General features: G+C 68.1%; 1 protein-coding gene. It reads left to right on the top strand.

What is annotated here, in order from left to right:
• The coding region (locus LBC97_11145) for a hypothetical protein (protein MDR2566585.1) at nucleotides 1–17,287 on the top strand (17,287 nt) is incomplete at both ends.

Here is a 17,287-nt window from a genome sequence, read left to right on the forward strand (position 1 = left end):
GACGCGGCGGATGGCGTGCCCGTCCCCCTTCAGCCCGGCGAGCTTTACCAAGTCACCGTGACCGGCTGGGACCGGGGCAAGGCCCACCGGACGGGCGCCGGCGAAAGAGTCTCCCTCGAGATCACGGAATCTGCGGAGTGCGAAGCCCATTTCGTGGACCCGGCGGACCCAACCAACTTCTGGGGCTGGGACAGCGAGATCACCCCGACCCTTGACGGCAACGGCCGGGCGACCGCCTGGGTCTGGAGCGAAGGGCCGGGAGTCTGCACGCTTTCCGCGACGGGCGGGAGCGACGGCGAAGAGCTTGAAGGCTCCCCGAAGGTTCTGCGCTGGCTGGGCGCCCTGGTCAACCGGGACGTCGCCAACACGTGGTTCACGGTTTCGCAGGCGCCGGTCCCCGCTGACGGCCAGTCGACCGGCACGGTCACGGTCCAGTTGAGGGACGCGGAAAACCAGCCGGTGTTCGATGCCGCCGGGTCGCTTTCCGCCGCCGGCCCCGTTGGCGGGGGTGTCACGGTGGGCGCCTTCACGCACGCGGGCGGCGGCGTCTACACCGCAACGTTCACGGGCACGCAACTGGGCTGGAGGCCGATCACGGTCACGGCGGGCGGCCAACCTCTGACCGCCAAGGACGGCGGCGGCGACTCGGCCTACTTCGCGGCCCCCGCCGCGCCGGAGGTGCCCAGCAGCGCGCAGTCCAGCGCTTGGATCACGTCTTCCGGCGGCGCGGCCGCCAACCGCGGCAACCCGGCCCTGGCGGACCGCCCCGAGGACTGGGACTACGTCACGGTCGCGGTCATTTTGCTGGACGAGTCAGGCGAAGCCATCACCGACCCGAACCCGCCGCTGAGCGTGACCCACGCGGCCGCGGACCCGTTCGGCGGCGAGGGTCTGGATTACTCCGACCAAGGCGAGTTCACCTGCCGGGACACGCTGGACGCGGACGGCCAATGCCCCGACGGCGTGTTCACGCTGGACGTGTACAGCGTCAAAGCGGGGATTAGGCGGCTCCAGGTTGTTTACGGGGCGGGCACCGCTAACCAATTCACGCTGGTCAACGACGACCTTCCGCCGTCAACGGTGCTTTACGCCAGGTATTACGCGGAACTCAGCGAGGCGGATTCGACCGTCGTCGTCTCGCCCTCCGAGCCGCCAGACGACCCGGACGCGAAGGCTCCGGCCTTGGGAACGCCAACGCCCAGAGCGGTGGGCGAGGCGTACACCATCACCGTCACCCTGTGGGACGCCGGCCGCAACAACCGGGTTGGCGGCGTGTCGCTGGACTTGGGTCTTGACGGCGAGAACTGCGGCGCGGTGTTCGCCAGCGGCGCCCCATACGCGCTGTTGGCCGCAGATTCCAACGGCCGGGCCGTCATCCGCGCGACCAGTCTGACCCCGGGCGTGTGCGAATTGGATGCCGGCGCCATAGGCGGAGAGCCGAAGACGCTTGTTTGGACGGACGGGGCGATCGACCCGGACAGCCCCAAGACCTGGTTCAGCGTCTCGCCTGGCGCGGTCGTGGCGGACGGCCAAGACGAAGGCCAGATTGAAGTCCAGCTTTACGGGGTCAACGGCCGACCGGTGACGGAGGCGGTCAGCCTCATCCAGGCCACGCCCGCAGAGGGCTCCGGAATCACTGTGGGCGCCTTCGCCCACCTGGGCGGCGGCCGGTACACCGCCGCCTTCACCGGCACCGTGGTCGGCTCCCATGCAATCACGCTGAAGGCGGGCGACGTCCCGATCAGCGTCCAACCCGGCGTTCTGGGCAACAACCTGGCCCACGTGGTCGCGGCGGACGGGCCACCGCCCGCGGCGGACCGGTCCGACGCCAAGGTGACGAACCGCCCGAACGAGTTGGCCAACCACGGCACCACGGGCTCCACGGTGGCCGAATGGGGACGGCAAACCATCACCGCCACGCTGAAAGGCGAGGACGGCGAGCCCCTGACAAACGCGGCCGCCGGGCTGGTGGCGGAGGCGGGTTACGGGGATCCGGTGGACGGCATCGGACTCTACTTCGGCAACCAGGGCGTCTTCGCGTGCGCGGCGGCGCCGGTGGACGGCGAATGCGAAAACGGCGTCTACACGCTGGACGTCTACAGCTCCAAGGCGGGCGAGCGGCAGCTCACCGTCACCTACCTGCCCGGCACCCCGGACGCGGTGGCGCTGGTCAACGGCGACCACAAGGCGTCGAAGGTGCTGCGGACCATTTTCGCCACGCCGCCGATCAGCCGGGTGGACAGCACGGTGGTGGTGACGCCCTCGAACCCGCAGGACAACCCGGACGACCCGTTCGATGAGCCGGACGGCGTGCCGGTGCCACTTGAGCTGGGCAACGGCCAGGTTTACAAGGTGACGGTCACCGCCTGGGACGCCGGCCGCAACAATCGCGTGGCCGGGCAGGAGATCTCGCTGGCGCTGAGGTCGGTGCCGGATTCGCCCTACTGCGACGCCCGTTTCCCGGGCTACTCGAACTACACCTACGCGGTGACCTCGGAGATCGGGCAGGTCGAGCTGTACGTGCACCAGTTGACCCCGGCGGTCGGCACCTGTCGGCTGGACGTGGTCCTGATGGACGGCGACCATGGCGCCCTGGGCGGCTCGCCCAAGCGTTTGTCATGGGTGAACACGCAGGTGGACCGGGAGGTCTCGGAGTTTTGGGTGCAGCCGGACGACGTGGCGGCGAACGGGGTCGACGTGGGCGACATCGTGGTCACTTTGATGGGCAGCCAAGACGGCGACTCCTGGGTGACCGGGCGCCAGGACCTCCTGAAGACGTCGGTGAAGAACGGCGCCGGGCTCCACGTCACCGATTTCATCGAGGAGGTCCCGGGGTCCTACCTGGCCCATTTCTACGGCACCCAGACAGGCGTTTTCGAACTGTCGGTGGAGTATGACGGCCAGCCCTTGCGGGCCTCGGTCTCCACCCTTGGGGGACCGCTGCAAAACCTGGCCCACCTGGTGGCGGCGACCGACCCGACGCCCGCCCCGGCCCAGTCCATGTTCTGGGGTGGCAGCTATGGGACCATTCAGGCCGTCCAAAAGCCGGCGGCCGGCCAGTCCACAGTCAATTTCCCCGGACAGCCCTTCACCGTGTACGCGCAGCTCAAGGACGCTGCCGGCACGCCGTTGCTGCACAACGCCGCCGGTCTGCGGTGGGAGGTGGCGGAATCCGACCCGTTCGGCGACGTGGGCCTTTACGACCTGGAGGGCGGGTTCTTCACGCCCACGTTCTATTGCGGGGCGACACCGGAAAGCGACTGCTATCGGATCGGGATCTATTCAGCCTTGCCCGGCGAGCGGCACATCAATGTCTTCTACAAGGACCAGCAGCTCGAATTCGCCCTGGTGAATAAGGACGACCCTCCGTCCACCACGCTGGTTTTGACCTATGCGCCCGCGACCGCGAACGGCGCCGATTCGACCATGGTGGTTTCGCCTTCCGCGCCGGTGGACAATCCGCTCGATCCGAGCGACCCGCCGGACGGGGTGCCCCAACCGATCAGGGCGGGAGAGGTCTATCAAGTGGTTCTGACCCCTTGGGACCAGAACCGGCTAGGGCGGGCGGTGTTCGAGGACCTGACGGTCGAGTTGGCGCCGGGGGACGCCTGCGACGCGGTGCTGAAAAAGGCCGGGGATCCCCTTGACGATCCGTCCGAATGGGCTGAGAACCGGCTGTACCTCGGCGACCTGGAGGCCAACCAGAGCGGCCAACGGGTCACCTATGTTTACAGCGAGGGCCCGGCGGTCTGCACGTTGATGGCCGGCGACTACTGGGATGAACTGGCGGGTTCGCCGAAGGTGTTGCGCTGGGTGGGCTCCACCGCGGACCCGGAGGGGGAGAACACCTGGTTCACGGTTTCGCCCCAGGGCGTTTTGGCGGACGGCCTGGCGACGGGGACCGTCACGGTCCAGCTTCGGGGCGAAGGCGACGTGCCGGTGCACGATGCCGCCGGCTATCTTTCCGCCTCCGGCCCGCAAGCGGGTGGAATCACCTTGGGCGCTTTCAGGCATGCGGGCGGTGGCGTTTACACGGCCACGTTCACGGGGACGGTTGTGGGTGACCAGCTGATCAGCGTCTCAGTGGACGGCAAGGCGTTGGCGGTGAGGGATCCGGGGAACGACTCCGCCCACATGGTGGCGAGCGTCGGGGGCGGCGGGCCGAGCCCGCAGGAATCCTCGGTCGGCATCTACGCCGACCGCACGCCGGAGGCCAACCGGGGCAATCCGGCGCTGGCGCAGCGCCCAGAGGAGTGGGGCTCCTACAGGATCACGGCCGCGCTGGTTGACGCGGAGGGCGATCCGGTGACGGATCCGAACCCGCCGCTGAGCGTGACGGCCGCGGCCGGCGACCCGTCCGGCGGGGCGGGCCTGGATTACTCGAACGGCGGCGTTTTCACCTGCGCCCAGGCGCTGGACGGCGACGGCCAGTGCGCCGGGGGCCGGTTCACTGTGGACGTGTACAGCGTCAAAGCGGGTGTGCGCCAACTGGAGGTCGTCTACGGCGCGGGCACGGCCGAAGAGTTCAAGCTGCTCAGCGACCCGAGCGCGCCGTCAACGGTGCTGCGCGCTCTCTTCGAGGTCTTCGTGAGCGAGGAAGACTCGACAGTCGCGATCACGCCTTCCGATCCGCAGGACGACCCGGACGCGGCGGCGCCGGCCACAGGCACGCCTCTTCCCGTCGCGGTCGGCGAGCCGTACACGGTCACGGTCACCCTTTGGGACGCCGGGCGGAACAACCTCATCACCGCCGAAAACTGGGTCGAGCTGAAACTCGAGGGCGAGGATTGCCGGGCGTTCTTCCCGAACAACGAGGATTATCTGGATTTGTCGGTCAGAGGCGGCCGGGCGAGCACGCAGGTGATCAGCCAGGTCATTGGCGAATGCGAGCTGGTCTCATCCGTCGGCGAACCGAGCAGGACTTTGATCTGGGGCGACGGGGCCGTGGACACGGCCAGCGACAAGACGTGGTTTGACGTCTCGCCCGCCCCGGTGGTGGTTGGCGGCCAGGATCAGGGCGGGATTGAGGTGCAGCTTTACGGCGTCAACGGCGCCCCCATGGTTCAGGCCGCCGGCCGCCTCACCGCGAGCCCGCTGGACCAGGACTCCGGCCTGACCATCAGCGCCTTCACCCACCTGGGCGGCGGCCAGTACACGGCTGCCTTCAGCGGCGCGAAGGCCGGGTCTTTCCAGATCGCAGTGACGCTTGGCGACGTGCCGCTCTCCGTCCAAGCGGGGATTGGCAACGATCTGGCCCGTCTGGTCCAGGCGGGCGGCCCGCCGGTGGGTGCCGCCCAGTCGAGCGCGGTCATCACCAACAACCCCGACCAGGCTGCGAACCGCGGCGCCCCGCAGTCCACGGTCGCCGAGTGGGGCCGGCAAACCATCACGGTCACGCTCAAGGACGCTGACGGCGCCCCGCTCACCGCGGCGGCTGGCGACCTGGTTGCCGCGGCGGGTCCCGGTGACCCGCTGGACGGCATCGGGCTCTACTTCGGCAACCAAAACCTGTTCGTCTGCGCCCAGGCCCCTGAGGCGGGTCTCTGCGCGGCTGGCGTCTACACGCTTGACGTGTACAGCTCAAAGGCGGGCGAGCGGCAACTGACGGTCACCTACTTGCCGGGCACGCCGCAAGCGATTGTGCTGGTCAACGGCGACCTTGACACGTCCAGGGTGTTGCGGACCGTGTTCACCACGCCGCCCATGAGCCTGGCGGACTCGACCGTGGTGGTGACGCCCTCGACACCGCAGGACAACGCGGACGACCCGTTGGACGAGCCCGATGGCGTGCCCACGCCGGTCGGTTTGGGCCAGGCCAATCCCTTCAGGATCACCGTCACGACTTGGGACGCGGGCCGGAACAACCGGGTTGGCGGCCAGCGCGTCATGCTCTCGTTGGACTACTACTCCGCCTATGGCACCTGCTTGGCGGGCTTCGTGGGCGGCCCGGGGCGCCAATTCTCCGTGGAGACGTCCGCGACAGGGCGGGCCGAGGCGTATGTTTACCTCCCCACCACATCGGAGCTGAACGCCTGCTACTTGACGGCGACGGCCCAGGACGGCCTCACCGAGGACAACGGGCAACTGGGCGGCTCGCCCAAGCTGCTGCGGTGGCTCGAGCCGGAGGTCAACTGGGACCCCGACCACACCTTCTTCTGGGTGGACCAGAACGACGTGGCCGCTGACGGCGCAGACGTGGGCATGGTCCATGTGGAACTCACCGGAGGCAGCAACGGATTTGCCGTCTTGGGGGGCAAAGCCGACAAGCTCGCGTTGGAGGCACCTGATGGCAGCGGCATCAGGAGTCTCGGCTTTGTCCAGACCTACCCCGGTCGCTACGAGGGTTATTTCGCGGGCACCACGGCGGGCGACTACGAGCTGTCGGTCACGTATGACGGCCAGGCGCTCTCCCCCGAGGACCAGGATCCGGCTGCGGCGACGGCCCACTTCGTGGCGCCCTCGGAGCCGCCGCCCGTGCCGCTTCATTCACTCATGTGGACAGACCAGACCAGCGCGCGCGTGAGCCAAGAGCCGGCCCCGGGGGAGAGGACCGAGTTCTTGCAGAGCGAACCGTACCTGGTCGAGGTCCAGCTGGCGGGCGCGGACGCCGCCTCGCTGGGCCGCAACGCCGGCGGGCTGACCTGGAAGGCGGCGGACACCGACCCGTTCCAGGGCGAGGGGCTGTTCGACCTTCAGGGGGGCGTGTTCGAAGCCGGATTGCCCTGCCCAGGCGCCGGCCCGGGTCCGGGCGGCAGTTGCTATGCCATTGAGATTCATTCGGCCATACCGGGCGAACGCCACATCACCGTGTCCTACGGGGACGAACGGGTTGAGGCCTTCCTGCTGATGGACAAGAACAACATCCCGTCCACCACTTTGAAGCTGACGTACGACCTTCCTTGGGCGTCGCTCGAGGATTCCACCTTGGTGGTTTCGCCTTCGGCGCCGGTGGACAATCCGCTGGACCCGGCCGACGCGGCGGACGGCGTGGCGACGCCCGTTCCCGCCGGCGACTTCTACGACGTGGTGTTGACCGGCTGGGACAGGGACCGGGTCAACCGCGCCGAGTTCGACGAGGTGGACCTGGAGGTGCAGGGACCAGACTGCGCGGCCGTGTTCCAGGATCCGGCTTTCCCGGATGACCCCTCGCGCTGGACCGCCGACTCGGTCGGCGCGGACGAGTTGACGGCGAACGCCGACGGCCAATTGACCACCCGCGTTTACAGCGCCAGACCCGGTGTTTGCGGCTTGACCGCCGGCGACTATTCCACCGATCTGGCGGGTTCGCCCAAGGTGCTGCGTTGGGTCGGGTCGGTTGCCGACCCGACGCACGCGAACACGTGGTTCGCCGTTTCGCCTGAGGACGTGGTGGCGGACGGCGTTGACGCCGGCGTGGTCACCGTCCAGTTGCGGGACGCCGCAGGCCTCCCCGTGCACGATGCCGCCGAGTTCGTCACCGCCGCCGGCCCCGTTGGCAGCGGGGTCGCCGTGGGCGCCTTCACGCATGTGGGCGGGGGCGTTTACACCGCCCCGTTCACCGGCGCCCAGATTGGCGTCTTCGCGCTGACTGCCCAGGTGGACGGCAGCGCGTTGACACTGTGGGCGTCCGGTCAGGGCGACGCGCATCTGGTGGCGGCGGGCGAGCCGGGCGGAGTGAGCCCGTCGAAGTCTTCGGCCGCGGTCACCGCCGAAGAGGCCGAGGCGAACCGGGGCGACCCGGACTTGGCCGAGGAACCGGAGCTGTGGGGTTTCCAGACCATCACGGTGGCGCTGAAAGACTCCGCAGGCGAGCCGGTCACGGACGCGGCGCCGCCGCTGAGCGTGGCGGCGGCCGCCTCCGATCCGTTGGCGGGCGCGGGCCTGGACTATTCGAACGGCGGGGCTTTTGCCTGCGCCGAGGCGTTGGTGGGCGGCGAGTGCCCCGCCGGGGTCTTCAAGGTTGACGTGTACAGCGTCAAGGTTGGCGTGCGCCAACTCGAGGTGACTTATGGCGCCGGCACGCCCGACGCGTTCACGCTGGTCAATGAGGCGAACGCGCCGTCAACCGTGCTGGCCGCCGAATTCGTGGCCACCGAACCGAGCCCGGAGTACTCAACGCTGACGGTCTCCCCGTCCGTTCCGGAGGACGACCCGGACGACCCGGCGGACGAGCCGGACGGCGTGCCGACAACACTCAGCGTCGGCGAGTCCTACACGGTCACCATCACCCTGTGGGACGCCGGCCGCAACAACCGCGTCCCCTACGACGACGTGTTCATGGTCGATCTGGTGGGAACCGATGGCGACTGCGCGGCGAGGTTCCCCGACGGCCATGGCGGCAGGGTCGATGCTTATGACAAGGACCAAAACGGTCGGATTGTGCTCCAGGTGACCAGCCGCGAGGCGGGCGACTGCCGGATCGTTTCCAGCGTCACCCCCGACCGGGACGTGTACCTGGTTTGGGAAGCGGCCCCGGTGGACCCGGCGAGCGCGCGGACTTGGTTCAGCGTCTCGGCCGGTCCGGTGGTGGCGGACGGGCAAGACGAGGGTCAAATCGAGGTTCAGCTCTACGGGACCGACGGGCTCCCGGTCACCGCCGCCGCAGGCGACATCGTGGTCGGGGTGCCGGCTGGCAGCGGCGTCTCGGCGGACGGGTTCACCGACCAGGGCGGCGGCCGGTACACGACCGCCTTCACGGGCACCGTCCCAGGGTTGTACGCGTTGACCGTGACCGCGCAAGGCAAAGCCTTGAGCACCCACGCGGGCGCGGGCAACGACAAGGCCTACCTAGTGGCCCCGGGCGAACCGCCGCCGGCGGGCTCCGGCTCGAAGGCGGTGGTCAGCGACCGCGAGAACCAGCTGGCCAATCACGACCGGCCCAATTCGACGGCGGCCGAATGGGGCCGACAGACCATCACGGCCACTTTGAAGGGCGCGGACGGCGCTCCGCTGACGCAGGGCGTCTTGGGGCTGGCGGCTGCGGCGGCGCCGGGCGATCCGGTGGACGGCATCGGGCTCTACTTCGGCAACAGCGGCAAGTTCGCGTGCGCGACCGCGCTGGTAGACGGCGAATGTGCGGCGGGCGTGTACACGCTGGACGTGTACAGCTCCAAGGCCGGCGAACGGCAGCTGGTCGTCACCTACTTGGCGGGCACGCCCGACCAGGTGACCTTGGTCAACGGCGACCACCCGGCCTCAAGCGTGCTGCGGGCCAGATTCGACGCGCCGCCGGCCAGCCGGGCGGACTCCATTCTAGAAATCGAGCCGATCGGACCGGACGGGCTGCCCGCCGCTCTGATCAACGGCGCGGGCCAGGCCTACAAGGTGACGGTGATCGCCTGGGACGAGGGCCGCAACAACCTGGTTCCGGACGCGGAATTCGAACTCGAACTGGAAGAACTGCGGAACGCCGACCGCTCCGGGCCATGCGACGACACGCGCTTCTGGCTTGAGGACGGAAACGAAACGTGGCTGGTCACGTCAGCGACGGGACGCGCGGAGACCTATGTCTACCAGACGCCCGGGGCGGCGCCCGGGAAGTGCTTGTTAACGGCCATGTTCATGAGCCCCACCGGCTACGGCGACGGGCCGATCGCGGACTCGCCCAGGGTGTTGACGTGGGAGAGCGCGCCGGTCGACCTGCGCTGGTCGAGTTTCTCGGTTGGAACCGAACCGGTGCTGGCCGACGGCCAAGACCTGGGGACGATCGCCGTTTACTTGAACAGCAACGACATGGATGGCTGGGTGTTCGGCCAAGCGGACCGCCTTGCGGTCAAGGTGCCGCCAGGCAGCGGGATCGAAGTGCGCGACTTCGTCGAATGGGACCAGGGCGAGTACCTCGCCAGGTTCACGGGCACCGTAGAAGGTCTCTGGCAACTCGAGGTGACCTACGACGGGCACCCGGTCGCCGCCGAGGAGGACTATTACACGCACCGACTGTATGACACTGCCAACATGGTCGCCGCCGGTGCGGCGGCGGTGCCCAGCGCCGCGGCTTCAGAGGCGTGGGTTGATGACACGGGCGATTTGTCTCCCATGGCCCGTCCGACGCCGGATGTGGCGGGCTGGGGGCATTCCATGTTCGGTTGGAACGACACGTACACCCACCGAGTGATGGTTCACCTGGTTGACTCCGAGGGCCATCCCGTGCCCAATGCGGCAGGCGCGCTGAGCTGGGCGCCCGCCCCAGACGACCCGTTCGGCGGCCAGGGGCTGGCCGATTCGAGGGGCGGGGTCTTCGAGTGCGGCGGCTGGGACCTCAGCGTCAACAGCTGCGCCGAGGGTTATTACTGGGTGCTGATCGGCTCGGCCCTCGCCGGAGAACGCCTGATCACAGTCTCTTATGGGAACGGTTCTATTTCGTTCGAGCTCGCCAACAGGGATAATCCGCCTTCAACCGAATTGTCGCTTGAGTTCGACGTGCCGGAGATCTCGGATTCGGATTCGACCTTGGTCGTCAGTCCTTCGGCCCCGCAAGACAATCCCGACGACCCGCAAGACGAGCCGGACGGCGTGCCCACGGCCATCAACGCCGGTCAGTCCTACCAGGTGACCGTGACAGGGTGGAGCGCGAACCGGGAGTACCGGTCCGGCCGGTTGGAGCGTTACTCCGAGGTGAAGGCGATCTTCGAACTGGTTCGCTCAGATTCCTGCGACGCTTACATGGTTGACCCGGACGACCCCTCCTACCACAGTTCGGGCGTGGAATTGCCGCTTGACGCGTCCGGGCGGGTGACCACCACCGTGTACAGCGACGCCCCCGGCGTATGCCAGCTGCGGGTCCAAATCTACGGGGCTGGCGACGTGGGCGGTTCGCCCAAGACTCTGCGTTGGGTTGGCTCGGGCGCGGACCTGTCGCATGTGAACACCTGGTACACGGTGTCCGAACAGGATGTCGTGGCCAACGGTGCTGACGCGGGCACGGTGACCGTCCAGCTTCGGGACGCGGACAACGAGCCGGTGACCGATGCCGCCGGGTTGCTGGCCGCCTCCGCCGCGGTCGGCAGCGGGGTCGCCGTGGGCGGCTTCACCCATCTGGGCGGCGGCGTCTACACGGCGCCGTTCACCGGCACTGTGGCCGGGACGCATGCGATCACCGCCACGGCGGACGGCCAGGACTTGGCCCTGTGGGCGTCCGGCCAGGGCGACGCGCGTCTGGTCGCGCCCGCCGCGCCTGGCGAGGCGGACTCCGCCCAGTCCTGGGCGGCCATCACCGACGAGTACGAGGCCGAGGCAAACCGCGGCGACCCCGAGTTGGCCGACCAGCCGGAATGGTGGGGCTTCCAAACCATCACCGTGACGCTTAAGGACGCGGCGGGTGCCCCGATCACCGACGCGGCGCCGCCGCTCAGCGTGGCCGCGGCCGCGTCCGACCCGTTCGCGGGGGCCGGGCTGGACTATTCAAATGGCGGCGCCTTTGTGTGCGCCGAAGCGCTGGCCGGCGGCGAGTGCGCGGCCGGCGTTTACACGCTGGACGTGTACAGCGTCAAGGCCGGCGTGCGCCAACTGGAGGTCACCTACAGCGCGGGCGGGCCGGACACGTTCAAGCTGGTCAACGCCGCAAAGCCGCCCTCGCCTGTGCTACCTGCCACGTTTGCCGTTTGGGGCGAAAGCGATGAGTACTCCACGATGGTGGTCTCCCCGTCCACTCCGGTGGATGACCCGGACGACCCGGCGGATGACGATGACGGTGTGCCAGACCCGATCTTTGCAGGCCAGTGGTACACCGTGACGCTTACTTTCTGGGATCAGGGCCGCAACAACCGGGTTCCATACTCCCCCGCCACCGAAGTTAGGGTCACAGACTACGGGGAGGCCGAATGCCACGCGATCTTGCCCAACGGCCGCCAAGGCGAGATCTTCTTGGCAGACGGCACCGGACAGGCCGTCACCAAGTTCTACAGCGACCAACCGGGCCAGTGCCTATTGGAAAGCAATTTCCGCAGTGTTGTCCTGACCTGGGTGGAGGCGCCCGTCGACGTGGCCAGTCCCAAGACTTGGTTCACGGTCTCGCCGGGCGCGGTCTTGGCGGACGGCCAAGACGAAGGCCAAATCGAAGTTCAGTTGTTCGGAGTGGACGGACGGGCCATCACCGGCGCGGCCTCCCAACTGGAGGTGTCGAGGCCCGACAACTCCGGTCTGGCGGTCAGCGGCTTCACCCACACCGGGGCGGGCCGTTACACCGCCACCTTCACGGGCACCGCCGAAGGCGTGTTCCCGCTGGCGGTGACGGCGGACGGCCAGGCCATCGCCGTGCAAGCGGTGATCGGGAACGACAAGGCCTACCTGGTCAGCGCGGACGGGCCCCCGCCCGCCGGCGACCGGTCGTTCGCCGTGGTCACCCAACGGCCGGATGAGCCGGCCAACCATGACGCGCCCAGCTCGACGCAGGCCGAATGGGGCAGGCAGACCATCACGGCCACTCTGAAGAACGCGGACGGCCAGGCGATCACCCAGGGAGCCTTGGGGCTGAAAGCGGCGGCGGGTACTGGGGACCCGCTGGACGGCATCGGGCTCTATTACGGCAACGGCGGCAACTTCGCGTGCGCGGCCGCGCCGGTGGGCGGCGAATGCGTGGCCGGCGTCTACACCCTGGACGTGTACTCGTCGAAGGCCGGCGAGCGGCACCTGACCGTGACTTACCGGCCCGGCACGGCGGATGAGCTGACGCTGGTCAACGGCGGGCGAGGCGTTTCCAAGGTGCTGCGCGCCGTTTTCGCCACGCCGCCGTTCAGCCCCGAGTACTCGACTTTGATGATCACCCCGTCCGTGCCGGAGGACAACCCGGACGACCCATTGGACAACCCGGACGGGGTGCCCACCACCCTCCCGTACGGCAGGGACGGCCGCTACCACCTGACGGTCACCACCTGGGACGAGGGCCGCAACAACCGAGTGGGCGGCGTCCCGCTCGACTTGATCGTGTGGGGTCCTGATTGCGAGGCGAAGTTCGACAGCCACGTCTACGAGATCTATCTGGACACGTCCGCGATCGGCCGGGCAGAGACAGATGTTTACGTGAGGAACCCCACCGCCGGCGAATGCAAGCTGGAGGCGTATGTGCGCAATGAGGCCGGGGTGCCGGCCAGCGCGGTCGGGCAGCAGATCGGCGGCTCGCCGAAGACTCTCACCTGGGCGTATCCGGAAGCGGACCCCGACCGGAGTTCGTTCCGGGTGCCGCCGAATGAGGTTGTCGCCAACGGCACCGACGTGGGCGAGATCCGCGTCACGCTGAACGGCGGCCCGGCGGACTGGTCCGTCGAGGTTCCCGGACAGGCGGCCCGGTTGAGCGCCAAGGCGCCGGACGGCAGCGGCATCACCATTGGGAACTTCGTGGAGGACGAATACGGCTACGTGGCGTGGTTCACCGGCACCAAAGCCGGCACTTATGCCATCGAGGTGACCTATGACGGGCAGCCGTTGCCCGCGCTAAACGAGAACAACGTGGTGCTGGACAAGGCCGTCCTGGTGAGCGTGGCTTCGCCGCGGCCGGCTGTCGCCCAGTCGTTCACGTGGGTGAATGGTCCCTGGCGTGTGGCCGCCACCAACCCGCCGGTCCCCGGGCGCCTGTTCGAGGGCGACTACCAACAAGTGATGGTGCGACTGGTTGACGCGGATGGGAATGGCGTGAAGTACGCGCAGGGCGGCCTTAGCTGGGCCGCCGCCGCGTCCGACCCGCTTGGCGGCGAAGGCCTGTTCGACCTCTCGGACGGCTTCTTCGGCTGCGCCAACACCGGGATTTTCGGTGAGACTTGCGAACGCGGGTACTACCAGATCGCCCTTTATTCAAGCAAACCCGGCGACCGCAAGATCACCATCTCCTACAAAGACGAGACGATCGAATTCGACGTGGTTGCGCGGGATGATCAGCCCAACACCGTGTTGACGGTGCCATACGGCCTGCCCGATTTGTCGCAGCTCGACTCGACGATGGTGGTGTCGCCGTCCGTTCCGGTCGACGACCCGAACGACCCGTTGGATGAGCCGGACGGCGTGCCGGTGCCCCTCAAGGTGGGGGAGACCTACGTGGTCACCGTCACCGCCTGGGCCGAGGGCCGCGCGCAGCGGGCCGGTTTGGCACACGGGGTGTGGCTTGAACTCGTGGACACCGGCACCTGCGACGCCGGCTTCGGCGATCCCTCGCTGCCGGAAGAAGAGCAGGATTGGACCTCCCTCGGCTGGAATTGGCAGGACGACGACATCAGCCAGGGGGTCGCGTACATCCGCGGCAACGGGGCGGGCACCTGCATCCTGCGCTCTGAGTACGACCCATTGGGCGGTTCGCCGAAGACCCTGCGTTGGGTCGGTTCGGGGACGGACGCGGGCCAGGCGGACACCTGGTACACCGTCTCGGCTGAACCCGTCCAGGCCAACGGCGTTGACACCGGTACGATCACCGTGCAGCTCAGGGACGCGGACAACGCCCCGGCGCTCGATGCCGCCGGGTTCATTGACGGTTCGGCGCCCGTTTCCAGCGGGGTCACCGTGGGCGGCTTCACCCATGCGGGCGGCGGCGTCTACACTGCGCCGTACACCGGCGTTTACGCCGGCTCCTATCCTGTCGCCGTCTCGGTTGACGGCGAGGAATTGCCGTTGATGGACGGCGGGCGTTCCACCACGAATCTGGTGGACACCCCGGCGCCGGCGCTTGACTTGTCGCGTTCGTCGCTTGAGAAGCTGACGGATGGCGACGTGCAAGTGATTGGCGAGGGGTATTCGCCGGAGTTCGCGTTCAGGGCGACCTTGCGTGATCAGAACGGCGAGCCGTGGACGGAGCCGGAAACCGTGGTGTTCTCCTATAAGGAGGAGGGCGCTTCGGTTTGGACGGTCGGTCAGAGCGTGCCCGCCTCGGCGGGCGTGGCGGAGTGGGGTTCGTTCGCTGTGACCGTTCCGGGCTCTTACGAGGTGAAAGCGGAGGTCGCGGGCGCGCAGGTCGGTTCGGCGTTGGCGGTCGAGTTCGTGGCGGCGGCGCTGGATCCGGCCGAGTCGGTGTTCGAGTGCGTGTCGTGCGACGGGCCGGTGCTGGTCGGGTCGTCGCATACGCTGCGGTTGTCTTTGCGTGATCAGTTCGGCGGCCCGTGGCTGCAGGTGTGGCGCCAGGGCCGGTCGTTGGAGTATTCGTATCGGCTTGTCGGGGAGTCGGGGTGGACCCCGGGGCACAGCGGCGGCGCGTACTTGGATGTGGCGGAGTGGGGTGCGTTCACGGTGGCGGCGCATGGTTCCTACGAGGTGAGGGTCGAGTTGGACGGCGTCCAACTGGGCCAAACCGTCGTGGTGGTGTTCGAGCCTGCCCCGAGGGCGCCTTCTGTGGCGGAGTCGTGGTTGGTGCAGCCGGCGGCTGATGACAGGGCGGCGGCGAACGGGGTTTCGACCCAGGTGGTTGGCGCCGTGGTGCGTGACGCCGCGGGCGAGCCGTTTGAGGGCGCGGTGGTGAGTTTCCTGATCCCGGAGTGGACGTCGGCTGGATTGTCGCAGGGTCCGGTGGTGGTGGAGGCCGTGACGGACGGGTCTGGTTACGCGTCCGTGGAGTTGGTTTCGCCGTTCATGTCGGTCCTTTGGGATCCGCTGAAGGTGTCCGCGACCGTGGACGGGGCGGCGTTTGAGCGCTTGCGGGTGGCGGGGGACCCGGATGTGGGCGCGTCCAACGGGTTGCCCGCGGTTGTGGCGTTGAACTTCGACCCGCGCCGGGTGGCGTCCGGGCCTGGTTTGAGCGAGTTGGTCTCGCCGGAGGATCCGGCCCCGGCCGATGGCGTTTCCCAGTTGACCATCAAGGCCCTGTTGACCGACCAGGACGGCGTGCCATTCGCGGCTGGCGACGGGTTTGTGCGGTTCGCTTCGGTTGGGGAGGCGATGGAGTTGGGCGGGCCGGGTGCTTATTCGGTGGATGTGCCTGTGGGTGCCAGCGGGGTGGCGGAGTTGGCGGTCGCTTCTCCGGCGGCTGGGGTGTTTGAGTTCACGGCGTCCGCGAACGCGACTGTTTACGGGGCGGGCGGGTACTCGTATTCGTCGCAATGCGACATCGCACAGGGTTCGCCTGCTGTGGCGGAGTTCCAAAACGAACCGGCCCGGCTCGACGTGTCACGTTCGTCGTTCGAGTGGCTGACGGAAGGCGGGGTGCCGGTGGTCGGCTCTCCGCATGGGTTCGGGGTTTCGCTGGTCGACCAGTACGGGGAGGCTTGGACGTCCCCGGAGCAGGTTGTGTTCTCCTACAGGGCTTCGAGCGGGACCGCTTGGACGGTCGGCGCGACACTGACGACTGTCAACGGCGCCGCAGAGTGGGGTTCGTTCACGGTGTCCGCTCCGGGTTCGTATGAGGTGAAGGCGGAGGTGGCGGGGTCCCAGGTGGGTTCGGCTGTGACGGTTGAGTTCGCCGCGCCGGGTTTGGACTTGGATGCGATCAGGGCGTCGTTCACTCATTCGACAGGTTCGGTTGACCCGGCGGGTGCGGTGCATTGGGCGTACGTGACTGTGACGGACATGTTGGGCGGCTTCGTCGGGGGCCAGAACGTGTCGTTCGAGTTGACCTCGCCCGGTTCGGCGTTCTTGATCGACCGGCACAGCGGTTCCCCGCTGACAAGCCCGGCCCAAATCCCCTCGTCAGGCCTGGGCTCGGCGGTGGTTGACGTGCAGGCGACCGAGGACACGACCGCGCATCTGGTTGTGTCGATCGGTTCAGAGGTTGTGGGCGAGGTCGACTTCTCGTTCGTAACCCCGACGCAGCCGCCGGTATTGGATTTGTCCCAGTCGTCGTTTGATTGGTTGACGCAGGGCGAGGTGCCGGTGGTTGGCTCTCCGCATAGGTTCCGTGTGTCGCTGTCAGATCAGTACGGCGACCCGTGGGCTTCTCCCGAATGGATCGTGTTCTCCTACCGCGCTGATGGCGCGACCCCCTGGACGCTGGGCGAAACGGTGCTCACGGGCGTGGACGGCACCGCCGAGTGGGGTTCGTTCGCCGTTGCCTCCCCCGGTTTCTACCAGGTCAAGGCGGAGTATGGCTGGGTCGGTGGCGCCGTGATCGGCCAACCGGTGACGGTCGAGTTCGGGGTGCCGGGTTTGGATTTGGATGCGGTCCGGGCGTCGTTCGCTCATTCGGCTGGTTCGGTTGATCCGGCGGGTGCGGGGCATTGGGCGTCTGTGGTGGTCAGCGACGTGTTGGGTGGTTTGGTCGAGGGTCGGGACGTGTCGGTTGTGTTGTCTGGGGCTGGTTCGGCGTTCTTGGTGGACCGGGTCGGGGGTTCCGTGTTGGCGAATCCGGCCGTGATCGCTTCGTCTGGTTTGGGCGCGGCGGCGGTCGGCGTGCGGGCGACTG

The organism is Bifidobacteriaceae bacterium, from assembly GCA_031281585.1.
Lineage (GTDB): Bacteria > Actinomycetota > Actinomycetes > Actinomycetales > WQXJ01 > JAIRTF01.